This window comes from Alicyclobacillus sp. CIJ1 (genome assembly GCF_057538885.1).
The window spans coordinates 36,464-61,342 of record NZ_BAAJPH010000147.1; the positions used below are offsets into that span (position 1 = coordinate 36,464).

Annotated in this window: 25 protein-coding genes; 8 read left to right on the plus strand and 17 right to left on the minus strand. The window is 61.5% G+C overall.

Annotation, left to right across the window (positions count from 1 at the left end; translation table 11 throughout):
* Positions 1-3 precede the first annotated feature (3 nt).
* Genes spoVAC through AC27E8_RS14940 form a run of 3 tightly spaced genes read right to left on the minus strand, consistent with a single transcriptional unit; the run spans position 4 to position 1,619 of the window.
* The gene (gene spoVAC, locus AC27E8_RS14930; RefSeq protein WP_487100090.1) at positions 4-477 is read right to left on the minus strand and encodes a stage V sporulation protein AC; all 474 of its coding nucleotides are present in this window, start codon (positions 475-477) and stop codon (positions 4-6) included.
* Between the two features lie 14 nt (positions 478-491).
* Positions 492-1,352, minus strand: a complete 861-nt coding sequence (locus AC27E8_RS14935) for a DUF421 domain-containing protein (protein WP_487100091.1) — start codon at positions 1,350-1,352, stop codon at positions 492-494.
* A 60-nt stretch (positions 1,353-1,412) separates the two neighbouring features.
* A complete protein-coding gene (locus tag AC27E8_RS14940; protein ID WP_487100092.1) occupies positions 1,413-1,619 on the minus strand; it encodes a DUF1657 domain-containing protein in 207 nt (68 codons plus the stop codon).
* A 267-nt stretch (positions 1,620-1,886) separates the two neighbouring features.
* On the opposite strand from AC27E8_RS14940, the gene AC27E8_RS14945 reads away from it, so the two are divergent.
* The 3 genes from AC27E8_RS14945 to AC27E8_RS14955 are packed head-to-tail and all read left to right on the plus strand — an operon-like array spanning position 1,887 to position 4,712.
* A complete protein-coding gene (locus AC27E8_RS14945) occupies positions 1,887-2,633 on the plus strand; it encodes a (Fe-S)-binding protein (protein WP_487100093.1) in 747 nt (248 codons plus the stop codon).
* Positions 2,630-4,048, plus strand: coding sequence for a LutB/LldF family L-lactate oxidation iron-sulfur protein (locus AC27E8_RS14950; RefSeq protein ID WP_487100094.1), 1,419 nt, complete (start codon positions 2,630-2,632; stop codon positions 4,046-4,048). The genes AC27E8_RS14945 and AC27E8_RS14950 overlap by 4 nt, the downstream gene beginning before the upstream one ends.
* Positions 4,041-4,712 carry a LutC/YkgG family protein gene (locus AC27E8_RS14955; protein WP_487100095.1) on the plus strand — a complete coding sequence of 224 codons (672 nt, stop codon included), beginning with the start codon at positions 4,041-4,043 and terminating at the stop codon, positions 4,710-4,712. Before AC27E8_RS14950 ends, AC27E8_RS14955 begins: the two co-directional genes overlap by 8 nt.
* Before the next feature lie 79 nt (positions 4,713-4,791).
* On the opposite strand, the gene AC27E8_RS14960 is transcribed toward AC27E8_RS14955, so the two are convergent.
* The 3 genes from AC27E8_RS14960 to AC27E8_RS14970 form a co-directional block, all read right to left on the minus strand.
* Positions 4,792-5,562 (minus strand): DeoR/GlpR family DNA-binding transcription regulator, encoded by a 771-nt coding sequence (locus AC27E8_RS14960; protein WP_195868062.1) that lies wholly within the window; start codon positions 5,560-5,562, stop codon positions 4,792-4,794.
* A 259-nt stretch (positions 5,563-5,821) separates the two neighbouring features.
* Positions 5,822-6,316: a DNA starvation/stationary phase protection protein Dps gene (dps, locus tag AC27E8_RS14965; protein ID WP_014463532.1), complete on the minus strand. Its 495-nt coding sequence runs from the start codon at positions 6,314-6,316 to the stop codon at positions 5,822-5,824.
* Positions 6,317-6,387: 71 nt separating this feature from the next.
* A complete protein-coding gene (locus AC27E8_RS14970; protein WP_487100096.1) occupies positions 6,388-7,626 on the minus strand; it encodes a cation:proton antiporter in 1,239 nt (412 codons plus the stop codon).
* A gap of 158 nt (positions 7,627-7,784) precedes the next feature.
* Here AC27E8_RS14970 and AC27E8_RS14975 point away from each other — a divergent pair, with 158 nt between their 5' ends.
* The gene (locus AC27E8_RS14975) at positions 7,785-8,759 is read left to right on the plus strand and encodes an AEC family transporter (RefSeq protein WP_487111516.1); all 975 of its coding nucleotides are present in this window, start codon (positions 7,785-7,787) and stop codon (positions 8,757-8,759) included.
* 27 nt (positions 8,760-8,786) lie between these two features.
* On the opposite strand, the gene AC27E8_RS14980 is transcribed toward AC27E8_RS14975, so the two are convergent.
* The 4 genes from AC27E8_RS14980 to AC27E8_RS14995 are packed head-to-tail and all read right to left on the minus strand — an operon-like array spanning position 8,787 to position 11,849.
* Positions 8,787-10,031: a hypothetical protein gene (locus AC27E8_RS14980; protein ID WP_487100098.1), complete on the minus strand. Its 1,245-nt coding sequence runs from the start codon at positions 10,029-10,031 to the stop codon at positions 8,787-8,789.
* Positions 10,021-10,623, minus strand: coding sequence for an ATP-binding cassette domain-containing protein (locus tag AC27E8_RS14985; protein ID WP_067850174.1), 603 nt, complete (start codon positions 10,621-10,623; stop codon positions 10,021-10,023). Before AC27E8_RS14985 ends, AC27E8_RS14980 begins: the two co-directional genes overlap by 11 nt.
* Positions 10,620-11,579, minus strand: a complete 960-nt coding sequence (locus AC27E8_RS14990; protein WP_487100099.1) for a hypothetical protein — start codon at positions 11,577-11,579, stop codon at positions 10,620-10,622. Before AC27E8_RS14990 ends, AC27E8_RS14985 begins: the two co-directional genes overlap by 4 nt.
* Before the next feature lie 3 nt (positions 11,580-11,582).
* Positions 11,583-11,849: a hypothetical protein gene (locus tag AC27E8_RS14995; protein WP_487100100.1), complete on the minus strand. Its 267-nt coding sequence runs from the start codon at positions 11,847-11,849 to the stop codon at positions 11,583-11,585.
* A gap of 157 nt (positions 11,850-12,006) precedes the next feature.
* Here AC27E8_RS14995 and AC27E8_RS15000 point away from each other — a divergent pair, with 157 nt between their 5' ends.
* Positions 12,007-12,714: a winged helix-turn-helix domain-containing protein gene (locus tag AC27E8_RS15000; RefSeq protein WP_487100101.1), complete on the plus strand. Its 708-nt coding sequence runs from the start codon at positions 12,007-12,009 to the stop codon at positions 12,712-12,714.
* 561 nt (positions 12,715-13,275) lie between these two features.
* Here AC27E8_RS15000 and AC27E8_RS15005 read toward each other — a convergent pair.
* Entirely contained in the window at positions 13,276-14,022 is a 747-nt protein-coding gene (locus tag AC27E8_RS15005; protein ID WP_487100102.1) for a DUF6904 family protein, read from the minus strand.
* Positions 14,023-14,353: 331 nt separating this feature from the next.
* Between AC27E8_RS15005 and AC27E8_RS15010 the strand changes: the two genes are divergently transcribed.
* Together AC27E8_RS15010 and AC27E8_RS15015 are read left to right on the plus strand one after the other, a co-directional pair.
* Positions 14,354-14,788 (plus strand): hypothetical protein, encoded by a 435-nt coding sequence (locus tag AC27E8_RS15010; RefSeq protein WP_487100103.1) that lies wholly within the window; start codon positions 14,354-14,356, stop codon positions 14,786-14,788.
* A 30-nt stretch (positions 14,789-14,818) separates the two neighbouring features.
* Positions 14,819-15,778, plus strand: a complete 960-nt coding sequence (locus AC27E8_RS15015; RefSeq protein WP_487100105.1) for an alpha/beta hydrolase family protein — start codon at positions 14,819-14,821, stop codon at positions 15,776-15,778.
* Between the two features lie 78 nt (positions 15,779-15,856).
* Here the strand turns inward: AC27E8_RS15015 and rlmD are convergent, their stop codons facing one another.
* The 4 genes from rlmD to gatC are packed head-to-tail and all read right to left on the minus strand — an operon-like array spanning position 15,857 to position 20,405.
* Positions 15,857-17,206, minus strand: a complete 1,350-nt coding sequence (rlmD, locus tag AC27E8_RS15020; protein WP_487100106.1) for a 23S rRNA (uracil(1939)-C(5))-methyltransferase RlmD — start codon at positions 17,204-17,206, stop codon at positions 15,857-15,859.
* A gap of 15 nt (positions 17,207-17,221) precedes the next feature.
* Positions 17,222-18,655: an Asp-tRNA(Asn)/Glu-tRNA(Gln) amidotransferase subunit GatB gene (gene gatB, locus AC27E8_RS15025; RefSeq protein ID WP_487100108.1), complete on the minus strand. Its 1,434-nt coding sequence runs from the start codon at positions 18,653-18,655 to the stop codon at positions 17,222-17,224.
* Entirely contained in the window at positions 18,652-20,106 is a 1,455-nt protein-coding gene (gene gatA / locus AC27E8_RS15030; protein WP_487100109.1) for an Asp-tRNA(Asn)/Glu-tRNA(Gln) amidotransferase subunit GatA, read from the minus strand. The genes gatB and gatA overlap by 4 nt, the downstream gene beginning before the upstream one ends.
* Positions 20,103-20,405 carry an Asp-tRNA(Asn)/Glu-tRNA(Gln) amidotransferase subunit GatC gene (gene gatC / locus AC27E8_RS15035; RefSeq protein WP_008338537.1) on the minus strand — a complete coding sequence of 101 codons (303 nt, stop codon included), beginning with the start codon at positions 20,403-20,405 and terminating at the stop codon, positions 20,103-20,105. Before gatC ends, gatA begins: the two co-directional genes overlap by 4 nt.
* Before the next feature lie 205 nt (positions 20,406-20,610).
* Between gatC and AC27E8_RS15040 the strand changes: the two genes are divergently transcribed.
* Complete coding sequence (locus AC27E8_RS15040) at positions 20,611-20,757, plus strand: hypothetical protein (RefSeq protein ID WP_162470211.1); 147 nt, start codon at positions 20,611-20,613, stop codon at positions 20,755-20,757.
* 97 nt (positions 20,758-20,854) lie between these two features.
* Here AC27E8_RS15040 and AC27E8_RS15045 read toward each other — a convergent pair whose 3' ends face one another.
* Both AC27E8_RS15045 and ligA read right to left on the minus strand, forming a co-directional pair.
* The gene (locus AC27E8_RS15045; RefSeq protein WP_487100110.1) at positions 20,855-22,252 is read right to left on the minus strand and encodes a gluzincin family metallopeptidase; all 1,398 of its coding nucleotides are present in this window, start codon (positions 22,250-22,252) and stop codon (positions 20,855-20,857) included.
* Between the two features lie 572 nt (positions 22,253-22,824).
* The gene (ligA, locus tag AC27E8_RS15050) at positions 22,825-24,879 is read right to left on the minus strand and encodes an NAD-dependent DNA ligase LigA (protein WP_487100111.1); all 2,055 of its coding nucleotides are present in this window, start codon (positions 24,877-24,879) and stop codon (positions 22,825-22,827) included.

Below are 24,879 nucleotides of genomic sequence, written 5' to 3' on the forward strand. Positions count from 1 at the left end.
GCTCTACCTCCCCGGCGCGACGAGCGTATGAATCAGTCCGATGAAAAAGGCCGCCACGACGCCCCAGACGATCACGGCCCCGGCCAGCTTGAACATGTTGGCTCCCACGCCGAGCACCCATCCCTCGCTCCTCGATTCAAGGGCGGCGGAGGCCATCGCGTTGGCAAACCCTGTAACGGGGATGGCCGTGCCCGCGCCCGTGAACTGCGCAATCTTGTCGAATACGCCGAGCCCCGTGAGCAGACAGGTGAGCGCGATGAGCACTGCGACGGTCGGATTGCCGGCGTCTTTGCGGCTGAAGCCGCACACGTGCACGAAAAAGTCGCTCACCGCCTGGCCCAGCACGCAAACCAACCCGCCTGCGACAAACGCGATGGCGAGATTTCTCGTCATGGGGCGAGCCGGTTCACGCGCCGACGCGAACGCCTGATACGCCTGCATCACGGGCGTCGCCCGCTTCAGCTGTGCCTTCGGCAATCTCGCGTCCCTCCCTAGTGCCGCAAGTACGGCTCCGTCTCGTTCAGCACGGACTCTATGCGTTTCGCCATGGCGGCGTAGTCCCGCTTGGCCCCCTCATCCTCCGTGGCGAGCGCGTACAGTTCCAGATCCGCTTGCGCCTTCTTCAGCAAGATGTGCGTCAGCTCGCGCGCCTTCGGTTCGGGCACCTGAATCCGGTCGTCGTACAGATCCACGTACAATTCTCCGGCCGCGTTCACCTGCGCCAGATACACGTTCTCCACCGCCACGCCGAGCTTGTCCAGTTCTCCTTTCAGCCATCTGCGGTTGAAGCCAATGGTAGCGAGCCCTTCGTCCATGATCTTCCCGTCCATGATCACGACCTGAGGCTGCGACTCGGCGGGCACCTTGAGCCCGAGGCGCTTCGGCGTCACCGGCTCCGCGTCCGGCTTCAACATGACGTTGACCGAACCGTTCGACTCCATGATGGCGAACTCCACGTCGGCCACCTGGAATACGTTCTTGGCCCGCAGATGCTCCAACAGTTCGTCCGTCGACATGCGTTCCTTGCGCAGGTTGTCCTCGAGGATCTTCCCGTTCTGAATGAGCACCCGCGCCTTGCCCTCGAGGATGTCGCGCGCCTTTTTGCTTTTGAGCGCGATGAAGCTGAGCAAAATCGGCAGCGCCGTGTACACGGCCATGGGCAACAACCCATGATACAGAGGCGCCTGCAACTGATCCGGGATGATGGCCGCCATATCGCCGATGGCGATCCCGACAATGTACTCAAAGAACGTGATCTGCGAAAGCTGTCGCTTGCCGATGAGCTTCGCGAACAGAAACATCGCAGCAAACGCGATGAGCGATCGGATCACGATGGTCAGCCACTCCGCCACCCGCTCACCTCCACCGACGTGAAGCGAGCCAGGGAGCATGCTCCCTGGCGCCAGCGAGGACTAGAACCCCTTGTACTGAGGCTCCTCTTGCTCCATCTCGGCGACCCGAGCCTGCAGTTGCTGCACCACCTGCTGCGTCTGCTGAGCCGCTTGCGTGTACAACTGCTTGGCCTGCTGATTGTCGGTCGCGAGCGCAAACGATTCGAGGTTCGCCTGCGCGCTCTTCAGGTTCGCGAGCGTCGTCTTCACCTGCTGCGCGATGGTCACAGGTTTCACCCCCCAATCTGGACCGTAATGTCTCCGTTCGAAGCCCGCCCGTATACATCGATGAAGTTGGAAATCCCGGGAAGCCTCCGAAATGTGGCTTTCTATTTCTTTTCGTTTATTTCTTTCTGTTTATTTTGCTATAATCGACGTTGTGACGAGATTTGCCGCGGCCATCGGTGCGCGCCGCCCCTGTAAGCGTTACACTGAAGACATGGGCTTATGCACAGTGACCCATCTCCTCCGGTCGCGGTCATGGAGGTCTGCGCCATGAAAGTCAGCCTGTTTGTCACCTGCATCGTCGACGCCGCTTTCCCGCGCGTCGGCATCGCCACCACGCGCCTCCTCGAGGCGAGCGGCTGCGAGGTCGATTTCCCCATCAGCCAGACCTGCTGCGGCCAGCCTGCCTTCAACAGCGGCTACGCCGACGAGGCCCGCCACGTCGCGCGCACGCTGCTCGAGGCGTTTGCCGACGCCGACGCGGTCGTGAGCCCGTCGGGATCGTGCGTCGGCATGATTCGGCACTACTACCCAAGCCTTTTCGCGGGCGATCCGGCCTTGGCTCAGGCAGCACAACGCCTCGCGGACAAGACCTATGAACTCTCCCAATTTCTAGTCAGCCACCTGGGCAAGGTGGATTTCGGCGGCCGCTTTCCGCATCGCGTCACCTTCCATCCCTCGTGTCACGGCTCCCGCCTCCTCGGCGTCCGCGACGAACCCCTCGAACTCCTGCGCCACGTGCGGGATCTGGAGCTCGTCGATCTCCCCTACGCGTGCGACTGCTGCGGTTTCGGCGGCACGTTCTCCGTGAAAATGAGTGAAATTTCGAGCGCCATGGCGGACGAGAAGGCGGACAACGTCGTCGCGTCGGGCGCCGAGGTGCTCGTCTCCACCGACATGGGCTGCCTGATGAACATCGGCGGCACCCTCTCCCGCCGCGGCGCCCGTGTTCGCGTCATGCATCTCGCCGAGCTTTTGGCGGAAGCCGCAGGCCTGACCGAGGAGGTGACCGCATGAACACCCAGTCATCGGTTCGAGACCGCGCCAAAATCGCCCTGCGCGACGACTTCCTGCGCGGCGCCGTTCACTTCACGACCGACCGACTGCGCAACCGCAAGCAGGCCGTGACCGAAGACTTCGGCCACTGGGAAGCCTGGCGGGATCGCGGCGAGGCCATTCGCCGGCACACCATCGAACATCTCGATTTCTACCTCGCGCAATTTGCGGACAACCTCGAGCGGCTTGGCGCCCACGTCCACTTCTGCGCCGACGCGCGCGAGGCGCTCGCCGCCGTGACGGATATCGTGCGCACCAAGGCCGCGCGCCGCGTGGTCAAGTCGAAGTCGATGGTGACCGAGGAGATTCATCTGAACCATCACCTCGAAGAGCTCGGCGTCGAAGTGGTGGAAACCGATCTCGGCGAATACATCGTGCAGCTCGCGGGCGAAACCCCATCGCACATCATCATTCCGGCCATTCACAAGACCCGCGAGCAGATCAAGGCGCTGTTCGAGGCCGACGGCGGCGAGAACCTCACCACGGAGACGCGCGATCTCGTCGCGTTCGCCCGCCGGCGCCTGCGCGAGATGTACCTCACGGCCGACATCGGCATCACCGGCTGCAACTTCGCCATCGCCGAGACAGGCTCGATTGCCCTGTTCACCAACGAGGGCAACGCCGATCTCGTCGCCAACCTGCCGAAGACGCACATCGTCTTCATGGGCATGGAGCGCATCCTCCCGACACTCGCCGATCTCGAGGTGTTTGCGCACCTCTTGCCGAAGAGCGCGACCGGGCAGAACACCATCACCTACCTATCGCTCATCACCGGCCCGCGCCGCGTCAGCGATGGGGACGGCCCCGAAGAGATGCACGTGGTCATCCTCGACAACGGCCGCTCGCGCCAACTTGGCGATCCCGACTTTCAAGCGGTACTCCACTGCATCCGCTGTGGCGCCTGCCTGAACGTCTGCCCGGTCTATCGACAGATTGGCGGCCACGCGTACGGGTCGGTCTATCCCGGGCCCATTGGCGCCGTGCTCTCCCCGCTGCTCGAAGGCGGAGAGGCATATCAGGACCTGCCGTACGCCTCGAGCCTGTGCGGCGCCTGTTACGAGGCGTGCCCGGTCAAGATCCCCCTTCACGACATGCTCGTCAAGGAGCGCCAGCGGTTCGTCGCCAAGACCGGCGGAAAAACGGGCGAAAAGGCGGCGTTCGCGGCGTACCGCGTCACGTTTGCGGATCACCGGCGCTATCTCGGCGCCATCCGCCTTGCGAGGCGCCTGCAGGGTGGTTTCGCGAAGGGCGGAGTCATTCGCGCGAAGATTGGCCCGCTCGCGGGCTGGACGGATCGGCGGGATTTTCCGGCGCTCGGCGGTCAGACGTTTCGCGAGTGGTGGATGGAGAGGAAGCGAGGGACGAGGCGTGGATAAAGCGAGCTTTCTGGCGAATATCGCGTCGCGGCTCGGAAGACCCACCGGGTCGGCGCCCGCCCCCCGCGACGCCATTGGCGTGCCGGACTTCTGGGCGCATCGTAGGACGAGCCACGAGGAGCGCGTGGCGACGTTCTGCGCCCGGTTCCAAGCGCTTGCGGGCGAGATCGTGCGGTGCGATAGTGAGGCGGCCCTGCTCGCGGCGCTCGACGAAGCGCTCAAAGCGCTCAACCCGCGATCCGTCGGCGCCTGGGGCAAACACGCCCCCTGGCCCGTGAACGTGGAAGAGGTCCTGGAGAAATGGGGAGCGCGGCGGTTTGGCGAGCAGCCGGTGCTGGACATCGACGTTGGCATCACGGGCGCGAGCTTCGGCGTCGCGGATACGGGAACCATCGTCGTGGAGACCGGCGGGGCGGCTGGCCGCACGGTGCACCAGGTGCCAATCGTTCACCTCGTGGTGATGCGGCAGAGCCAGATTGTGCAGAGCCTGGGCGACGTCATGGCCCGCCTGCGCCAGGGCGCGTCGGGCGATCTCGCCGCGTTCGTACACTTCATCAGCGGCCCAAGCCGATCGTCCGACATCGAGAACGATCAAACCATCGGCGTGCACGGCCCCGCCCGGGTGATATGCTTTTTGCTGCAGGACGGCGCAGACGGAGCGTGATGGGCGTGCCGCACGCCTGGCTCGTCACGCGCGCAAAAAGGGCGTCCCTCGTACCACCCGTACGCGGGACGCCGTTGCCTCAGTCTTTTTCCGCCCTCACGACCTTTACACCCACCGCTTCAAACCGCCGCACGTCCTCGTCCGGCGTGTCGGCATCCGTGATGAGCACGTCGATCTCGTCCACATCGCCGACCTTGGTGAAGTCGCGCACCTGAATCTTGCTGTGATCGGCGAGCAGAATCAAGGTGTCCGCAATCTCGGCCATTTTTCGCTTGACCCGGGCCTGGAGCGCGTTGGACTCGGTGAATCCGTGATCGACGTGCACCCCTTTACAGGACAGGAACGCCTTATTCACGTGAAACCGCTCAATGGTTTCTTCCGCCATCGGCCCCACATACGACAACGAGCTCGCACGGAGAATTCCACCCGTGGAAATCACTTCGATTTTGTCCTTCGAGGCGAGTTCCAATGCGATTTTCAATGAATTCGTCAGCACCGTGAGTGGCATGTTGGGCAGCGCATTGGCCACGTGCAGCGCCGTGCTGCTGGCGTCCAGGATAATACTGTCGCCCGGTTCCACATATGTGAGAGCGATTCTCGCGATGGCCATCTTCTCCGGCACATGCTCCGACTCGCGCACCAGGTACGAGGTCTCTGCAGGCGTGTCGTCGTCAACGCGAACTGCGCCGCCGTGACTGCGGCGCAGTTTGCCCTCCATCTCGAGAATGTGCAGGTCCCGCCGCACGGTCTCCTCGGTCACGGAGAACATGCGGCTGAGCTCTTTGACGCGGATACTACCGCGTTCGTTCAGGTGTTGGAGAATCGCTCGCTGTCTTTCAGCTGGGAGCATTGGCAAAGTTCACTTCCTTAAGCGTAGGTCCCTGAGAGTAAACAATGAGCGCTAGGTCATTATACACGAACAAATCTGTTTTGTGTTGTTTTATTTTTGTTTTTGACCGAAAAAATAAGCATCGTCAGAGATGAGCACGAGTGCGGATTCTCGACAACACGGGCGACAAGAGGCCAGCTCACGGCGGACGGGCGCGAATTCGTACCCAACGGCGCGAAAAAGCCCCGCCATGATTGCGGGGCTCTGCAAGCGAGAACTGTCAGTGTTCGATGTGCGCTTCCAAGAACCAAAGGTCCTGATCTAACTGCCTCGAGACCTCTGTGAACAAGTCTGCGGTGTCCGGGTCGTGCTCTTCCGACTCCTCGATGAACTTGCGCGCCTCGTTCGCGACGACGGCCCAGCGATCCGCGAGGGCCTTCAGCACTTCCACGTCCTTCGTGACGGACAGGTCCCATTTCGGGAGCTTCGTCTGGGCCGCGAGGTCCTGGATTGGCAGCCCCGCCACGCCGCCGAGCGCCGTCGCGCGCTCCGCCACGTCGTCAATGGCCTCGACCAGGTGAGCGGCGAGCGTGTCGAGCATCTCGTGATACGACAAAAAGTGAGGACCGCGGACGTTCCAATGCGCGAGTTTCGTCTGGTTCCAAAGATCCGTGAGATGCACGACGTGCGTGTTGAGGAGCTCAATCATCCGCCTTTTGACGTCGTCAGCGAGATCGATACGCGTGCGCTTCAACTGGGAGACGTTCGTAGCCATAGGACACCTCCATTGGAATAGGCTTGTGTCCAGTATACCCCAACGCGTCCCACAACCCAAGGTTTCCGTATTCATGCCTCGATGAGGCGTAACCATCGCGCCACAAGGGGCGTGGTGCTCGCCTGGACCAACAACGTGATCAGCACGGCCGTGGCTGCCACCTGTGTGAAGACCTGCGCACCCGGGATCCGCGCGCCCTGCACCAGACCAGCGAGCGCAATAGCGATGGTCCCTGTCTCGCGCACCCAGAAGAAAAAGGCGATTTCGCGCCAACTCCACTTCGCCTGCCGATCCGGCAAGAGACTTGCCAGCACCGTCAGCGGGCGCGCGACAAGCATGAACACGGCGACCACGATGAGCGCGACCCCCATGTGTTGCGCCAACAACCGCAGGCTTAACTGGCTGCCGAGCGAGATGAAGATCAGCATGCGAAACTGCAGCGACATTCCGTCTACGAATCCCTCGAGCAGCGCGCGTGCCGGCTCTTCCACCCTCGGCCATCGCTTGGGCGCATGAACGAGAGCCATCCCGGCCACAAAGCTCGCCATGAAGCCACTGGCGCCGAGTTGGGCGGCGCTGGCATAGCTGCCAAGCGCCGCGAGCACAAGATACAGCGAGCGGCCCCCCGGCGTGGGAGGCGCGTACCGGCTGATGAGCCATGCAGCAGCAAGCCCAAACGCAGCGCCAATCACGGCTCCCCCCAGGGCGAGCTGCGCGATTTGCCCGACCAGATCGCCTGCACTCACGTGCGTATCGGCGCCGGCGGCCATCACCCGGCTCAGCACCAGCGCCGTCAACATGGCGCCCGTGGCGTCCGTGAAGGCAGACTCGGCGATCACGGCCTGCGCCACCCGCGCGCGGATGGACAGGCGCTGAAAGATGGGCACGAGCGAGGCGGGATCCGTCGAGGCGAGCAGCGAGCCCAAGAGGAGCGCCGACAGCATGGGAAGCCCCAGGGCGGCGTGTGCGGCGACGCCGACGACCGCGGCCGTGATCGCCAGACCGAGCGTGGCGAGAAGGAGCACGGACAGCCAGATGCGGCGCAGAACCTGAAACCGCATTTCGAGCCCGCCCTGAAACACAATCCAAGCTGCGCCAAGCGAGAGGACGGCGTCGTGAAACGCCCCGCCTTCGGGGATGCGTAGCACGTCGAGCGCCGAGGGCCCGAGCAGGAAGCCTACGAGGACGTACAGCACGATGTCGGGCAGGCGCAACCGCTCGGCCAACCGCGAGGCGAGAGCGCCGGACGCGAGCATGACAAAAAGCGCGAAGAGGTACGATTCCGCAACTTGCAGGGGATTCGACGCCATCGAGCACCTCCAAAACGCGAAAAGGAGCCTGTCGTTTGACAGACTCCACCTGTGTTCTCGCGAAATTCAGTTCGGACTCGCCAAACGTGTCGGCGACGGTGCACTTCCTTTATACAGGAAAGAGGCGGCCTCGTCAACGGCTGAGCAGGAGAATTCCGGTGACGAAGAGAAAGAGTGACGTGGACGAAGCTTCGTGGTTGAGATCACCGAGATATGGGGTCTGTGAAATGAGCTTCTTGCACCTTCTGTGGACCATCACGGTGCCGATTGTGGTGGTCTGCGCCGCAGGCGCGCTTGTGGCGCGATACCAGGGTGTCGAGACGAGATCGCTCTCCACCGTCGCCTTGTACCTGTTGGCGCCGGCGCTCATCCTGTCGGCGTTGCCCACGGCCAACCTGCGTGGCGATCACGTCGTGCAAATTGTGGCGTTCACCGCAGCGATGACGGCGTTTTGCTGGTTGGCGGCGTGGATGGCGGGCCGCCTGTTTCGGCTGGATCATCCGACCTCGCGCGCGCTGATGCTGACGACCATCTTCAGCAACTCAAACAACTACGGGCTGCCCGTGCTGCTTTTGGCGTTCGGCACGCAGGGGTTCGCGCTCGGGACGCTCTACGTCATCCTTCAAATTCTCCTCGTGAACACCCTCGGCGTGTCCATCGCGGCGAGTGGGCGCGCCGAAGGCAGCGGCTTCAAGGCGCTGTATCGGTCACCGCTGCTTTACGCGAGCGCGCTGGGTCTTGCGTTGTCGCTGGTTCACCACGCCCTTCCGGGCGGCCTAGGCACGGCGGCCAAGCTGCTGGGAGACGCATACGCGGCCGTCGTGTTGCTCATTCTGGGCGTGCAGCTCGGGCGAACGCGCTGGTCTGCGGCCTTGCAGAGGGACGTATGGCTTGGCGTCGCGCTGCGCGTCGTCATAGTGCCAATCGCGGCGAAAGGGTTGCTCATGGCGCTCGGCATCCGGGGCCTGCTCGCGTCCGTCTTGTTCGTCGAGGCGAGCATGCCGGCCGCCGTCAACACGGTCGCGCTCGCGAGCCGCTTCGGCATGGCGGAGGAATGGACGTCGATGGTGGTGGCGGTGACGACCGCCCTTAGCTTCGTGTATCTGCCCGTCGTGATCGCGCTCAGCCACTGAGTTGGCGATTCACCAGGAGGACTGTGTTCACTCCATCTCGTTGGAGAGTCGGAGTAAATGCGGGAACTGGAGCGCGGCGGTTTTTCGTGCAGCTCGCGCAAGTACCATCGACAGGAGACCTACGCAAGCGGTGGAGGCAGAAGCCAGCACAGCACAGGCATACCAAGGAAGGCGAAACATGAAGGTACCCGCGACCAGCGTATAAAGGGCCATACTTCCCGCACACGTAAGAAACATTCCTCGAAACTTCATGTGATAAATCCGAGCCACTTCTTGAGCAGAGAAGCCAAAATGGCGAAGGATCCCGAGGTCCTTTCGGGAACGGCGTAGATCGCTGCGAAAGGCAAGCCATGGGCCAAGGTACGTAGCCACGACCGTCACTAGGATGAAGCCGAAGGCCATTCGAGCCGCGGTGCGCCAAGTGGACGAGAGTTGCTGAAACGCCCCCAGTGCGTACGCAACGTTGTAATGGTGCGCTGTGAGAATGCGCGCCACTTGGTCGACATCCGTCAAATGAGGTATATACACCGCGACGGATGCAACGGGCTCAATCCCGAAATCCTGGCCTCGCTCAAGTGCGCGGATCACGCCCGCAAAAGGCTGGCCGAACGCGCGTTCCAAAATGTTGCGGTACGTGTCATACGACACAAATAGTGGGCGACCGTTGGGACTGTCCGCATTCCATGCGGAAGACAGCGTCATGAGCGGAGCATGCCTCGAAATCGGTTCGACCCGTGAAAGGGCCATGGGAATACGCTGATCGCTTTCATAGCCGCCCTGCGTTTGACGCACGACGGGAACGTAGAGAATCAGGCGAGAAGCCGTAGACGACGTGGTATACGCGGTGTCATCGCGCACCTGCGCAAGGCCAAGGAGCGATGCGGCACCCGGATCCACAGATTCCACCCAATCTGCGCGCCCTTCGGAATCGGTGATGCCGAAATTGATTTGATAGACATTCCAGGCCCGGGCACCCGCGTCGGACAGCGATTGATCGAGGATTTGTTGAATACGCTGCCGATCTTGCCACTGGACGTGACGCGGGAGCTCCTGCTCGCCTAAGGATCTGGAGTTTACAAGGATCACGTGAACGGCGGTGTTCGTCACAAATTGGCGTTTAGCATCCTGAACGACGCGCCATGCAAATAAACCCATTGTCGATAGCGTGAGGGCGGCGACGAACAAGGTTGCGGCGGCAAGTCGAAACTGGATCGGCGCTTTGGCTCGCATCATTCGAGCCGCGCTGCGCAAGATCTTGCTATCACTCCACATCAAGTACGCCTCCCCGCAGTTGCCACCGTACAGGCTCGAATTGCGACGGTATCGGCGCGTGACTACAGATGACCATCGTCTTGCCCGCACCTTCCCGCGCCAAGGTCTCCCAAACTTGCTCCGACGCCATCGCGTCGAGATTCGAGGTCGGTTCGTCCAACAAGAGTACATCGGAAGGCGGCAGCAGTGCGATAGCAAGTTGAAGTCGCCGTCGCTCTCCTCCCGAGAGCATACCGACCCGCGCACGGCAGTGGTTCGCGATTCCGAGGTCAGCCAAAAGTCGGTGCGCACGCTCCTCCCATCTCTCTTGCAGCCGCCTGGCGGCCGCTTTGAGACGCATATGATGCCAAACCGTCAAAGTGGAAAACAGAAGAAAGTCTTGAGGAGCATACTCAAGGCGCAAGGTGTTCGACACTTGTACCGCCCCGGAGGTTGGGTGTTCGTAGCCAGCCAAAATTTGCAGAAGTGTCGTCTTTCCGGAGCCACTCGGCCCCGCGATGGCATACACCCGCCCCGTCTCCAATGTGACCGTAATTCCGCTCAAGATTTCGCGACCGCCATAGCGCTTTCGGAGGTCTTGCAAGACGATCATCTGTGAATCGCTCCGCTCTTGCCTGATTCACTCCAAAAAACGGTCTCGATGTGACCCTTACAGTCCAATCGAATGCCGTTTTGTACCCATTGAAACCCCTCAACGTCGATGGCACCGCCAATTCGTCGGCCGTCCCGCAGCTCATACACATCTGCGCGCGTGGTCAGCGAATTCTCATCTTCATCAAACTGGACGAGTATCCCGTTCGGTGTGACGAGATTGACTTCGCCCTCAGGAAATAAACGCGATCCATAAACCAAGCGATGACCTCTCACGGTGAGCAAGTCACCTTGACACGCAAGCAACGGCCCCTCAGCCCATCGCGTCGACACCAGAACGGGACGAGCATTGAGACGCGTCCCGTCTACGCGGTATAACCACACGCTTCGATCTGGTCGGATCACGGTATAGTAGAGATCCCTCCCTACCAGAGCGCCTTGCTCGATGGCGCCGTCCACGTATTCAAACGGAAGCAACGCTTTGGAATCGTCGTCCCAGCGCACAATGTGGCGCCACACTTCGATACCATCGTCGCGATAGTGAACCAAGAGAAAGAACGTCATCCGTCCGTTCGTCGCAAGTGGAAACACTGCCTCGTGTGCTTGATCCGGAAGCACATACAAGGTCTTCACCGTTCCGTTGGCCAACCGCACGATAGAAAAATGATTCGTCAGACTGTTACCGATGGTGTACACGTCAGAGGGCGTCGAAAAATTGTAAACGAACTCGTTGGGCACGTTGGTCCAACTCACGGCGGCTTTATGCTTTTCGTCGTACAGCACGAACCGCTGATCCACCGGATCCTCAATCACGTGTTCGTCATCGTTCGATGGCTTTGGAATGACGACGGAATTCTCATAGGCAGGCTGAGACCCGCATCCCGTCGTGATGAGCAATGCTCCGCAAACGGCGAGCAAGACAGCCGCTCGCTCCTTCCATCTTCGGATGCGCTTCATCGATCACACTCCAGCGCTGATGGTGTAGGTCTTCGGATCACCGGCAAGTTTCACGCTGGCCGTGTTGACCGTCACAATCGATCCTTGCCGGTAATCGACCGCTGGACCGATGACCAGGTTGCCTCGGTAATCCGATTCCTTGGCTCCATTGTTGTTTGTCCAGTACTTCGACGGCGTTCTCACAGTTTGCCACGAAGACGAATACGAAGCACTTGCTGAATCACCAGAGACGCCCATCGAAATGCCTGTCATCCGCTTGAGTTTCGCCACTTCAACCTCCCAAATTTGCACAGAATCAAGTTTGATAGATGCTGAGGATAGTCTACGTGATCGACGCAAGGAAGTTCGCTAGCATTTTGCTAGCAATAGCAGTTCCGAACATGGGATATTGAACAAGAATGTGTAGACTTGAGAAGAAGCACCTTGCGTGGATGGTCAGGAGCGTGAACCCATGCGTATCATCCTGTGCACAGACGAACTGTGTCTCGCGCGCATGCTTGCCATCGTGCTGGAGGGATGTGATCTGCGGACGTGCAGGACGACCGAGCGCGTCATCGCGCTCGCTGCAGCATGTTCGGAAGACGTCTTCATTGATGGAGCACTGAAGTTGAATGATGGATTCTGGGAGATGTTAGAGTCTTCTCCGCGACACCGACTGCACTACGTTTTGGTTCGATCGGCACTCACCGAGCGCGACTGGCAACGGGCCCGCGCTCTTGGCGTGTCTGGATTTCTGACCGACCCGCTTTCGGCGATTCGCACGTTCATCGGCGGTGATGCACAGACTTTTCTTAAGCGATTCCGCGTGCCGGACGGCCTGCCCTCGCTTCCTCCTGTATCCGTCAATCTCGGACTCGGGGTCCACTACAAACAGAACGAACGCTGTTTGCTCATTGAACATCGCTTGGTTCCGCTTTCCGAGATGGAGGCCAAGTTACTGGATCTCCTCATAAATCGCGAGGATGAAGTCGTGAGTCGCGACGAAATTGCTCAAGCTCTTTGGCAAGGGCACGTCAATCCGAAGGGTATCGCCAAACTCGTGTCACGCCTCCGCTGCAAACTGGGTCCCGCTGGGGTACTGGTACAGGGACTGCGCCAAGGGGGCTATGTCTATCGCCGTACGTCGGCACGGTAAAGCCAAGGGCCTGGCCCGTCCTCGCCATGCTCGTCCGTGTACTAACTCTGGATGACAACCGCCTGTATTCGGGAACCAACGCATTCAGATCTCTTGCCCCCTCTCAGCTTGGATCGACCAGTTCTCCGCGAGCCACGCACTAATAGCGCGCACCACGGCTCAGCCCCTTGTTCGCGGGCGAGATACCCTTTCGTCGCATGCAGCAAATGCATACGGTTGGCGTGTTGTACCATGATTTCTGACGTCCACGCGATTGGCCGAACAAAGCGAGCCATCCAAGGATCCCCAACATCTGGACGCCACCCGTTCCTTAGACGCAACGCACAACGAGGCCAAGCGCTCGTCCTCCAGATAGACGACGGGTTCATCGGTGTCAGCAATCGTGAGGATGGCCCCAAGGATTTCGTGCCAATCACGCAAGGATGAAGCCGGATGCCTCGCCCAGGCGCCGAGCATAGGCGCCGAGCATAGGCGCCGAGCATAGGCGCCGAGCATAGGCAGTAATGTCGTGATCGGCTGGAATCCTCTGGCGCGAGGTATCTTTCATAGGACCAGCCGGCCTCACCACTCCATATTATCCCAGTCGATCTCGTCTGTGAACCCGACCGCGTCGGGTGTACACCCATGCTCGTCCGCGTATCGGAGGATGGAATTCACGATTTCCTGGTATTCTGGCCCCTTGGACGTCATTCGTTCGACCAGCGTAGGTAAGATGACGCCACGCCGCTCGGGGCGCTTCCGCACGAACTCGTCATCGAGGTAGTCAAGGTATTGACTGAAGTATTGGTAGGTCCACGGGAACTGGGTATTCAAGGCTTTCCGCAGGCGCTTAAAGCCGCTTTTGCTGGTGATCTCCTCCGCGCAGCGGAGCACGAGCGTCTGGAAATACCGCCCGTACACGATGTTGAGATCCATCTGATCCGCGTGTGCTCGAGATGTGATGGCTTCGCCATGGGGGCCCATGTAGATGAACAAGAAGTCGTTCAGAGCCGCCGTGACGAACAATGCCTCAGGATACAGGATCTTAAAGGCGAAACGAACGTTCTCTCGCGGCCCAATTCGGCCCCAGGTTCGCATCATCTCAGGCGTCAATCCGTTGTCGTACACCTCGACTTCGCGATGCCCTTGTAGGGCATGGCGAAGATCGTAGCACACCGCGAGAATGCGAAGGCGTGCCTCCTCCAACTCGGACCATTGATCTTCGTCCCCAGCTAATTTCCAAAGCGCTTCATACAATGTTTGAAAGTCTTCGGCATCCCCACTCACCTCAATGCCCAGGTGGTGAGGCGTGTTGACTGCTCTTAGCACGTTCATACCTCCGTCAAGCGCGATATCTTTGACCATGTGAGCATCGAATCTCTGCGGGTCATCCCGGACGCCTCCGGTGACTCGATGCCGTCCATGTGATAGATTCATCGTAACGTATCACACTCGTTGTGACAGCGCGTGAGTTACCCCAGTACAAGCCCCGATAATAGATGCAATCCTGGAAACGAAGATTCCTCTACTTACGTAGATTTCGTTTACAAAATGATAAACCTAACCCTCTTGATCCTCTTTCTGAACAGGATTATCATCGCTCTATCGATTCATGGCGGTCGTTTTCCCTATCCTCGTCTGGGCAAGGAGCGAATGATCGATGGAACAACAGTCCCAGTCCATTCTGACAGCGATTGAGGGGCTCCAGGGCCTCATTTCAGACCTGAGACAGGAGATCGAGCGGCGGCTCGATCGCGTCGAAACCCGCCTCTCAGCGGTTGAACATCAACTGGTGACGCAAGCTGAGACGTTGCGACGCCACACCGAGACGCTGGATGAGCACACGAATCTGCTCCGCGAACACGGGCGCCTGCTGGATGAGCAGTCCTTCACCTTGGCGCGCCATGAATATCATCTCACCCAATTGATTTCCATGGTGGCCACCACCAACACGATGTACGCCGGGCTTCGGTCCGACATGGTGGACGTGCGAGGCACGCAGGCGCAACACCATCGCATGCTCGAGACCTTGGCGGTGCGCGCGCTGGAACACGACTCCGAACTGCTCCGGCTTCGTCGAGCTCGTTCCGTGTGACATGTGAACCGCGGCGAGGAGGACGGTCTCATGCTCGAGGAAGACGTGATCGTCGGTTCGGACACGGACCATCCGCTGCCGGGGCGCCTGTCTCTCCCGGACGGCGAAAAGTGCGACTTGCCCGCCGCGCTCTTGGTCCACGGCTCTGGGCCGAATGACCGGGACGAACGCGTCGGGAACAACGCGCCGTTTCGCGATCTCGCCGAGGGTTTGACGGCGCGCGGCATCGCCGTGCTTCGTTACGACAAGCGGACCTATGTCTACCGCAACCAGATGCGCCGCCTCCCCTACATCACCGTCTGGGAGGAGACCATCGAGGATGCCTTGCGCGCGACGGCGCTCCTGCGCCACCACCCGCGCGTAGCGCCGAACCAGGTCTTTCTCATCGGCCACAGCCTGGGTGGCATGCTGGCGCCGCGGATCGACGCGGAGGGAGGGAATTTTGCGGGAATCATCATCATGGCGGGATCGCCCCGGAGACTCGACGAGGTCATGATGGACCAAAATCTCGCGGTTCTCAACGGACTGCGCAATCGGTTTGTGAAGCGAATCGCCGAGCGCCAGATTGCGAAGCTGACGGCTGAATTTTCGCGTCTCTACGAACTCAGCGACGAAAAGGCCAAGGCGACGAAACTCTTGGGCCGCCGCGTCTCAGCCTACTACTTCAAGGAGATGGGTGAACACCCGAGCGAGCGCTACCTGCAGGATTGGACGAAGCCCATTCTCATTCTGCAGGGCGACAAGGACTTCCACGTGTCGGTGGAGAGCGATTTCAACGGGTATCGCAAGCTGCTTGGCCAAAGACCAAACGCCACATTCAAGCTCTACGCGAACCTCAATCACCTTTTCATGCCGTCCGTTCATGGAGATATCCGAAAGGCGAAACAGGAGTACCGGGTGCCACAACACGTGCATCCGCAAGTCATCGAAGACATCGCCGACTGGATTCTCTCGATTTGCGCAGAACCTGACGCCAGCCATCGGCCATGAGGATCGCCGCGCCGCAAGGCGGGGCCAATGGAGAACGCGCGGAAAAGAGCCCGCCACATGGGCGGGCCGGTGGCATCGCTACCCCCGCCGCATGGTCACCACGCACTCCACGTGCGACGTCTGCGGGAACATGTCAAACGGCTGCATGTCCGTCACATAGAACCCGCGCGCGGCAAGGAGGCGGAGATCGCGCTCCAGCGTGGCGGGGTTGCAGGAGACGTAGACCAGCCGCTCGACGTTCGCCTCGGCGGCCGCCTCAATCGCGGCCCTGTCCACGCCCTTTCGCGGCGGATCGAACACCAGCACATCGGCTCGGTTGCCCGCTTCCACGAAGCTCGGCAGCCAGCGCTCGACGCGATCGACGACAAACTCCGCGTTCCGCACCTGGTTCAGCTTCGCGTTGGCGCGCGCGTCCTGGATGGCGTCCTCCACCTCTTCGACGCCCACCGCCCTGGCCGCGTGTCTCGCCAGAAGCAGGGTCATGGCGCCAATGCCGCAGTAGGCGTCGATCACGACGTCTGTCTCCCGGAGACCAGCAGCGCGCACCACGTGTTGGTACATGCGCTCCGCCATGTCGGCCTGGACCTGCAGGAACGACCGCGGCGACCACTGCACGCGCAGCCCGCAGAGGTTCTCCTCGAGGTGGTCCTCTCCCTTCATGACGTGAACGGTCGGTCCCCACACGGGCCCATGCGCGCGCGGCTGGACGGTCACCGCCACCTGCGCGACCTGCGGAGCGTGGAAGCGGCCGACGGATCGCTTGACAGACGGATCGTCCGTGGCCAGCGCGAACACCACCGCCATGTCGCCCGTCGCGTGCGACTGCCGGACGATGACGTGGTGGACAAACTGCGCCGTCGACCCGAGCGACGTGAGAAACCAGCGAGCGCGGCGGAGGACGTCGTCCATCGCCTCGGGAACGAGGAGGCACGTCTCCGTCACGGCCATGTCGTGGGAGCCGAGCTCGAAGAAGCCCATCTCCACGCGCTGCGCGGCCTCGTTCCAGCGCACGGGCATCTGGACCTGATTCCGATAGCGGTAAGGGGTGCGCGAGGTCTCGATGGGCCGAACCAGACCAGTATCGAGCCCCAGTCGCTCAGCCATCCGCCGAATCCGGGCCTCCTTCCACGCCGCCTGCGCCGCATACCCCATGTGTTGCACCTGACAGCCGCCGCACCGCGTAAACACCGGGCACCTTGACTCCATGCGATCCGGCGCGTCGTTCATCCGATCCAACAGTCGAGCGCGCGCAAATCGCTTCTCTACCTGCTCAATTCGCACGCGCGCGCGTTCGCCGGGTAACAAAAACGGGATGAACACCGTCATCCCGCGAATCTGGGCGACCCCGTCGCCGTCGTCGTTTTGGCGGATGGCCTCGACCTCGTATTCCTCGCCCGCCGCGACGGGCGGCGATTGAGCGTTCGCCATGGAAGCATCCCTCCGTCAGAGGCTCTTGATCTTCTCAATCAGCATCTCGTTCACCAGCGTCGGGTTGGCCTTGCCGCGCGTCGCCTTCATGACCTGGCCGACGAGCGCCGCCAGCGCGCGCTCCTTGCCGCCCTTGTAGTCCGCCACCGATTTCGGATTGTTCGCCACGACCTCGTCAATGATGGGCTGCAACTGGGCCGGATCGCTCACCTGCTCGAAGCCCTTCTCCTTGATGATCTCCGCCGCGCTCTTGCCGGTCTCCCACATCAGCTTGAACACCTCGCGCGCCTGCTTCGACGAGATCTTGCCGCTCGCGATCTCGCCGATGAGCCCCGCCAGATGCTCAGGCGGAATGGGGCAATCGGCAAACGTCTTGCCCTCGGCGTTCAACGCGCCGGAGACGTCGCTCATCACCCAGTTCGAAGCCTGTTTCGCGTCGGCGCCGGCCGCGATCACGGCCTCGTAGTACGCGGCCATCTTCGGATCGGAGGTGAGCACGCCCGCGTCGTACCGGGGCAGGCCCAGTTCCTCGACATACCGGCGGCGCTTGGCCGACGGCAACTCAGGCAGCGAGGCCCGGATCCGCTCGAGCCACGCGTCGTCGATGTCGAGATCGACCAAGTCCGGCTCGGGGAAGTAGCGGTAGTCGTGCGCCTCCTCCTTGGTGCGCATCGACACCGTCGTCTGAGTCGCCTCGTCGAAGCGGCGCGTCTCCTGGATGACGGGCTCACCGCTCTCGTACCGCTCGCGCTGCCGTTCGACCTCGTACTCGAGCGCGCGCTGCACGAACCGGAACGAGTTCATGTTTTTCAACTCGACCTTGTTGCCAAACGCCGTCTGCCCCACGGGACGGAGGGAGATGTTGGCGTCGCAGCGCAGCGATCCTTCCTCCATCTTGCAGTCGGACACGTCGCAGTACTCCATGATGCTCTTGAGCGCCTCGAGGTACAACCGCGCCTCTTCCGGCGAGCGGATGTCCGGCTCCGACACAATCTCGATGAGCGGCACGCCCGTGCGGTTGTAGTCGACGAGCGTGTGCGATCCGTCCGGGGCGTGCATCGACTTGCCCGCGTCCTCTTCAAGGTGCAGGCGCGTGATGCCAATGCGCTTCGTCTCGCCGTTCACCTCGATCTCGACGTACCCGTGTTCGCCGATGGGCTTGTCGTACTGCGAGATCTGATACCCCTTCGGAAGGTCCGGATAAAAGTAGTTTTTCCGGTCGAACTTCGACTTCTGGTTGATCTTGCAGTGGAGCGCGAGCGCCGCCTTGACCGCGAGTTCCAGCGCCCGCTCGTTCAACACCGGCAGGGTGCCGGGGTGGCCGAGGCAGACCGGGCACACGTTCGTGTTAGGCTCCGACTTGCTGTCGTTGCGGCAGCCGCAGAAGATCTTGGTGTCCGTCTTCAGCTCGACGTGCACCTCGAGGCCGATGATCGTCTCGTAGTTCATTCTGCCACCCCCAGCACCGGTTTCGGCCACGCGAAGTCGCGCACCTGCTCGTACGCGTGCGCCACGCGCAAAATGGTCGCCTCATCGAACGGCCGGCCAATGAGCTGCAGCCCCACGGGCAGCCCGTCCACAAATCCGCACGGCACGCTCGCGCCCGGCAGGCCCGCGAGATTGGCCGGGATGGTGTAGATGTCGTTCAGGTACATCTGCAGCGGGTTGTCCAGCTTCTCGCCGAGCTTGAACGCCGTCGTCGGCGCCGTCGGCATGGCGATCACGTCGCACGCCTCAAACGCCCGCTCGTAGTCCTGGCGGATGAGCGTCCGCATCTGCTGCGCCCGCTTGTAGTACGCGTCGTAATATCCGGAGGACAGGGCATAGGTGCCGATGATGATCCGGCGCTTGACCTCCATGCCGAAGCCCTCGCTGCGCGACCGCTCATACATCTCAATGAGGCTCGACGCTTCCGCGCGCCGCCCGTACCGCACGCCGTCGTAGCGAGCGAGGTTCGACGACGCCTCCGCCGGCGCGATGAGATAGTACGTCGCCACCGCATACTCCATGTGCGGCAGCTCAATCTCCACCACTTCAGCGCCTTCCGCCTCAAGCTGTTGAATGGCGCGATCGACCGCCGCCTTCACGCCCGGCTCAAGCCCCTCTTCCGGCAGGTGGCGCACGATGCCCACGCGCACGCCCTTGACGCCCCTGTCGATCCCGTCCGCGAAATTGGGCACCGGCTGGCGGCTCGAGGTGGAATCCAGCGGATCGTGGCCGCAGATGGCGTTCAGCACGAGCGCCGCGTCCTCCGCCGTCCGCGTGAACGGGCCGATCTGATCGAGCGATGACGCAAACGCGATAAGCCCGTACCGGGACACCCGTCCGTACGTGGGCTTCATGCCGAAGCAGCCGGTGAACGCCGCCGGTTGGCGAATGGATCCACCCGTGTCCGAACCCAGTGCGAACGGCACCAGTCCGGCCGCCACCGCCGCCGCCGACCCGCCGCTCGATCCGCCGGGCACGCGGTCCTCGCCGTACGGGTTCGCGGTCTTCTGGAACGCGGACGTCTCCGTGGACGATCCCATCGCGAACTCGTCCATGTTCGTCTTGCCCACCATCACGGCCGCGGCCTGCTGCAGCTTGTCAATCACGGTCGCGTTGTAGGGCGGTATGTAATTCTCGAGGATGCGCGACGCGGCCGTGGTCCGCACGCCCCGCGTGACGATGTTGTCCTTGGCCGCATATGGAACGCCGCGAAGCGGTGCATGCTGATACATCTTGGCGCGATCGATCCGGTCCGCCGCGGCGAGCGCCTGCTCCTCATCCACGAGGAGGAACGCCTTCAGACGGCCGTCAATCTCGCGAATCGCGCGGAGCGACTGCTCCACCCAGTCGCGCGCCTTGGTCTCCCCTGCCGCGATGGACCGGAGGATCTCCTTCACCGTCGGAGTACTCATGCGCCGCCCCCTCCTTCCAAAACCGCCGGAACGCGCACCATGCCCTGATCCTGATCCGGCGCATTGCGGAGCGCTTCCTCTCTCGACAGGCTTTCGCGGGGCACGTCCGGGCGCACCACATTCACCTCATGGAACGGGTGACTTGTCGGCTCCACGCCGTCCAACGAGACGCTCTGCAGTTTTGCGGCGTACTCGAGAATGTCGTTTAACTGGGGAACGAGTTGCGAGAGTTCCTGAGGATGAAGCCACAGCCGCGCAAGCTTGGCGACGTGACTCACCGTCTCATCGGTGATCTTCAATGAGCATCCTCCTTCTCCAGGGTGCCATTGGATGGTCATGAGGTTTGTCAGACGCAGTTCCTCTCGGGATTATAGCACAGGCCGGCCATGGATGCCGATTTTCCCCTGAGAGGCGCAGATGCGCCCGGTTCAGTCATGTCCCTCCTCGGGATCTCATAGACATAGAGCGAATGAAGGACCACATTTCAGGGAGGGGCCTATGACCTTGACCATGCATGACCTGCTCGTCACCCTCGCCGTCGTCATCCCGGCGTCCTTCATCGCCGGCCGGTATTCCAACCGCATCGCATTCTTTCACGCGCGCACGGAGCAAAAGCTCTCAGTACAGGAATTCCTTCGCTCGCGCAACTGACGCGCGCATCGCCGCGATTCGTCAGAAGGGGCCACCTCGCGAAGGCCATCGCGAGGTGGCCCTTTGTTCCCTCCTGTGTCCTCATGTGGACGATGCCTCATGCGTTTTCGGCGTTCAGCATGGTGAGAATGGGATCATTCGGAGCCTCGTCGTGGATGGCCGTAATGGTGACCCCGAGCACCTCCGGCAGATAGGACGGATCGTACATCGGGTTATTTTCGAGTTCTTCCCACGCATTTTCGAAGGTGTACAGGCCGTTTTGAATCTGAATTTCCATCTCGGCATCGAGCAACTTCTGGCCGTCCACGTTCCCGAACCGCTGTGGCAACAGCGAAACGTACATCGTCCCGGGCGTGGCCGGAATCTTGCTCTTCTTCGTCCCGACCGACGGCAGGTCGGCCTGCACTTGTCCAGAAGGCGTCACGGTCACATGGTGCGTTCCCGGCTCAGCCTTGAATCCGTGGCCGACAGCCTGGTTGGGCGGTTGCACGAAAATTTCGCCGTGATAAGACGGAGAAATGCTGATTTCGAGCGACGCGCCCGCGCTGGCCACGCTGGCGGACTGCTTGAGGGCTTTGGTGAATTGGGCGTTGAACGCTGACACCGTCTCACCATAGGTGTCGAAAAACGCTTGGTTGGGATTCTCTGATTCGAGATGGCGAACCAGCGTCTGAATGGACGACTTGCCGTAGTGCGCGATGAGATAGCATACCGCTAGCCAGTCCTGCAACTCGTAATCATAGGTCTCCTGACCGGACAGGATGGCGGCCTCGCTGCCCGTCAGAGGGACCAGTTGATTCGATTGGACAACCTGCAGAATGTCCTCGGCGTCCTGCTTCTCATCGCTCGCGAAATCGACGGGATTCTCGATGGCTTTTTGACCGTTCATCCCCATGTAGACCGCCATGCCTTCATTCATCCAACTGGGAATGTTCGAAATGTGCTGGTTGATGTCCACGTGCGTGAGCTCATGGGTCAACACGTTCGCCAAGTCCACGTCCGTAGGATTTTGGAACAACGGAATGACGACGGTGCTGCCGAGCGTGAAACCATTGGAGTCCTCGGAAAGACTGGACGCGTCCCCGGCCGACACCCCGAGCTGACGAAGTTCCGCTTGGTAGTCCGACGCATTTTTCACGAGGACAATGGTCGCCGTGTGGTTCACGCGAACGCCGAGAAAGTCGCGAATGCGCTGAATGGAATTCACACGATTGAGAAGATTTTGGATGTGCGTGACCTCGGACGAAGGAATGCCGGAGCCAAAGGTCACGATTTTCACCGGCGGTCCGAAGAAAAACGGAAGAGAGAAGTGAACGCCGGGTACGTCGGAGGGCGCGGATGCTGTCGCCTCCTTCACCGCTTTGCTACCATCCGCAACCGAAGCCGCCTGCCGATGCATGTCCAGGGCTCCGCTTGCCCCATCCCCCATTGCGCCGATGGTCCCGAGTGCCGCGAGACTTGCGGCCAAAAATCCGCCCATCCACCGACTCCGCATGTCCGAATCACCCTGTCGAATTCACGATGTATCAACCTATGTAAGCGATTGACAACCAAATCTACCTTCGCTGCTATGATTGTGGCAACGGAAAAGCTGAATCGTCAATATGCAATTTTGCAAGACACGCCAGACAGGAGAGAATGTCCGCCGTGTGTAGATAGAGTATACCGCCACTTGGTTACAGCAAGATGACAGGAGTGATAAGAATTGATTTATCATTCATATACAAAACATGTATTTCCCTTATCGCCTACTTCGAGGCATGATCATGGTGCCGGGGCAATCGCAAAACCCGTTTGGCACAGGCGTGCACACCGGGGCGAGCTCACCGATGTCCGCGGCGACCCCCATCGGTGAATCGCCTTCGCACGCGGGCGGTTGTCCACGGCGAGGCAGGCGCCTCCATCGCGTGGCCACCGAAGCGGCGGGAGAACGAGTGGCCAAAGCGCGGCGAAAGGCAGCATGTCGGGGACGAACACCGCAACCCATCCTCAATTTCGGGCTGGCAACACGCCAGCCCGCTTTTTTGCTCGTCGAGTGAGCGTGAAGTCCTGCCTGATCTACGAGGCTCAGCGAAGTCCCGCCTCGTCCACGAGGCGCAGAAACGCCGCCTCGTCCCAGATTTCGAGCTTTGCGTCCGGATGAGTCCGCAAGATCTCCTGGGCTTTGGCGAGCTTCGATCCGGCTTTCTCCCCCGCGATGAGCACGTCTGTCTTTGCGCTGACACTCGAGGCGACCTTGCCCCCCATCCGCTCAATCCACTCCGTCGCCTGTTTTCGATCCGCCGCGTGAAGCACGCCGGTCAATACCACGGTCTTTCCGGCGAGCGGGCCGTCCGACACCTTCTGCGGGCCGAGATAGACCATGTTCACACCCAGATCTTTCAATTCCTCAATCAACTGGCGCACGCGGGGCGTATCGAAGTACTGGCGGATGCTCTGCGCGACTTTGGGGCCGATGTCGGGGACCGCCATCAACTCCTCCTCAGTTGCGGACATGAGCGCGTCCATGGTCCCGAAGTGCTCCGCCAACGTCTTGGCCGCTTTCTCGCCCACGTGCCGGATGCCGAGTCCAAACAAGAGGCGCTCGAGCGAGTTTCGCTTGCTCTCCTGGATATTGTGCAACAGCTTATCGGCGAGCTTGTCGCCCATCCGATCGAGCTGAACGAGATCCGACTTTCGAAGGCGATACAAATCTGCGTGCGTCCGTACCAGCCCGCGCTCCAAAAGCACCGTGATCCACTGCTCACCGAGGCCCTCGATGTTCATCGCGTCGCGCGAACAGAAGTGGATGAGCCCCTCGCGCAGGAGAGCCGGGCAGTCGGGGTTGATGCAGCGCCACGCCACCTCGCCGTCGAGCCGCACGAGCCTGGATCCGCACTGCGGGCAGGTCTCCGGCATGCGAAATTCGGGCAGCGGCTCGGTGCGCCGCTCGGGGAGTGACCGAATGACCTCGGGAATGATGTCTCCCGCCTTCTGCACCACAATGACGTCGCCCACGCGGATGTCCTTCTCGCGCACCAAATCCTCGTTGTGCAGCGAAGCCCTCGAGACCGTGGTGCCCGCGAGCTGGACGGGATCGAACACAGCGGTCGGCGTCACCACGCCCGTGCGGCCGACGTTTAGCTCGATGGCGCGAAGCGTGGTCTCCGCCTGCTCCGCCGCATATTTGTACGCAATGGCCCAGCGCGGGCTCTTGGCGGTGGCGCCGAGGCGCGCCTGCAGTGCGAGAGAATCCACCTTCACCACCATGCCGTCCGTCGCGTACGGCAGCTCGTGGCGCTTGTCCGCCCACGCCTCGATGTAGGCGATCACGTCCTCGATGTTCGCGCACACGTGCCGCTCGCGGTGCGCGGGCAGGCCGAGGCGGGCCACGTAGTCCAGTGCCTGGCTGTGCGTCTCACACCCGTGCGCCTCGGCGCGCACCAACTGGTACACAATCACGCCGAGCCTCCGGCTCGCGGCCACGGCCGGATCGAGCTGGCGGAGCGATCCGGCGGCCGCGTTGCGCGGGTTGGCGAAAAGCGGCTCGCCCTGCTGCTCGCGGAGTTCGTTGAGCCGCATGAACTCGCGCTTTGGCATGTACGCCTCGCCTCGCACCTCGAGCGACACAGGTTCCGAAAGTTCCAGCGGCACGTTGCGAATGGTGCGAATGTTGGCCGTGATGTCCTCTCCCACCTCGCCGTCGCCGCGCGTTGCCCCAAGCACGAGCCGGCCCTCCTGGTAGCGCAGTGCCACGGCCAGGCCGTCAATCTTGAGCTCGCACACGTAGCGGACGTCGTCGCCCACCGCCTGTCGCACGCGGCGATCCCAATCGAGCAGATCCTCCGTCGAATACGCGTTTGCGAGCGACAGCATCGGCACCTCGTGCACGACCTTGGCGAATCCCTCGAGGGCCGGGGCACCCACCCGCTGCGTAGGCGAGGCCGGATCGACGAGCTCCGGGTATTTGCGCTCAAGCTCGATGAGATCGCGCATCAGCGCGTCCCACTCCGCGTCGGAGATCTCCGGGTTGTCCTCCAGGTAGTATTTTCGGTTGTGGTATTCAATCTGTTCCCGGAGCACCTTGGCGCGCGCACGCGCTTCTTCCAAGGACAAGGCCGATTTGGCGTCCACGACACGCAT

What these genes read in the sequence shown, in the direction of transcription:
- AC27E8_RS14970 (WP_487100096.1), bottom strand. Translation starts at nt 7,626, where the DNA reads ATGGCGTCGAATCCCCTGCAAGTTGCGGAATCGTACCTCTTCGCGCTT.
- AC27E8_RS14950 (WP_487100094.1), top strand. Translation starts at nt 2,630, where the DNA reads ATGAACACCCAGTCATCGGTTCGAGACCGCGCCAAAATCGCCCTGCGC.
- AC27E8_RS14945 (WP_487100093.1), top strand. Translation starts at nt 1,887, where the DNA reads ATGAAAGTCAGCCTGTTTGTCACCTGCATCGTCGACGCCGCTTTCCCG.
- AC27E8_RS14990 (WP_487100099.1), bottom strand. Translation starts at nt 11,579, where the DNA reads ATGAAGCGCATCCGAAGATGGAAGGAGCGAGCGGCTGTCTTGCTCGCC.
- gatB (WP_487100108.1), bottom strand. Translation starts at nt 18,655, where the DNA reads ATGAACTACGAGACGATCATCGGCCTCGAGGTGCACGTCGAGCTGAAG.
- AC27E8_RS15010 (WP_487100103.1), top strand. Translation starts at nt 14,354, where the DNA reads ATGGAACAACAGTCCCAGTCCATTCTGACAGCGATTGAGGGGCTCCAG.
- ligA (WP_487100111.1), bottom strand. Translation starts at nt 24,879, where the DNA reads ATGCGTGTCGTGGACGCCAAATCGGCCTTGTCCTTGGAAGAAGCGCGT.
- AC27E8_RS15015 (WP_487100105.1), top strand. Translation starts at nt 14,819, where the DNA reads ATGCTCGAGGAAGACGTGATCGTCGGTTCGGACACGGACCATCCGCTG.
- AC27E8_RS14980 (WP_487100098.1), bottom strand. Translation starts at nt 10,031, where the DNA reads ATGTGGAGTGATAGCAAGATCTTGCGCAGCGCGGCTCGAATGATGCGA.
- AC27E8_RS14985 (WP_067850174.1), bottom strand. Translation starts at nt 10,623, where the DNA reads ATGATCGTCTTGCAAGACCTCCGAAAGCGCTATGGCGGTCGCGAAATC.
- AC27E8_RS14960 (WP_195868062.1), bottom strand. Translation starts at nt 5,562, where the DNA reads ATGCTCCCAGCTGAAAGACAGCGAGCGATTCTCCAACACCTGAACGAA.
- dps (WP_014463532.1), bottom strand. Translation starts at nt 6,316, where the DNA reads ATGGCTACGAACGTCTCCCAGTTGAAGCGCACGCGTATCGATCTCGCT.
- AC27E8_RS15045 (WP_487100110.1), bottom strand. Translation starts at nt 22,252, where the DNA reads ATGCGGAGTCGGTGGATGGGCGGATTTTTGGCCGCAAGTCTCGCGGCA.
- rlmD (WP_487100106.1), bottom strand. Translation starts at nt 17,206, where the DNA reads ATGGCGAACGCTCAATCGCCGCCCGTCGCGGCGGGCGAGGAATACGAG.
- gatA (WP_487100109.1), bottom strand. Translation starts at nt 20,106, where the DNA reads ATGAGTACTCCGACGGTGAAGGAGATCCTCCGGTCCATCGCGGCAGGG.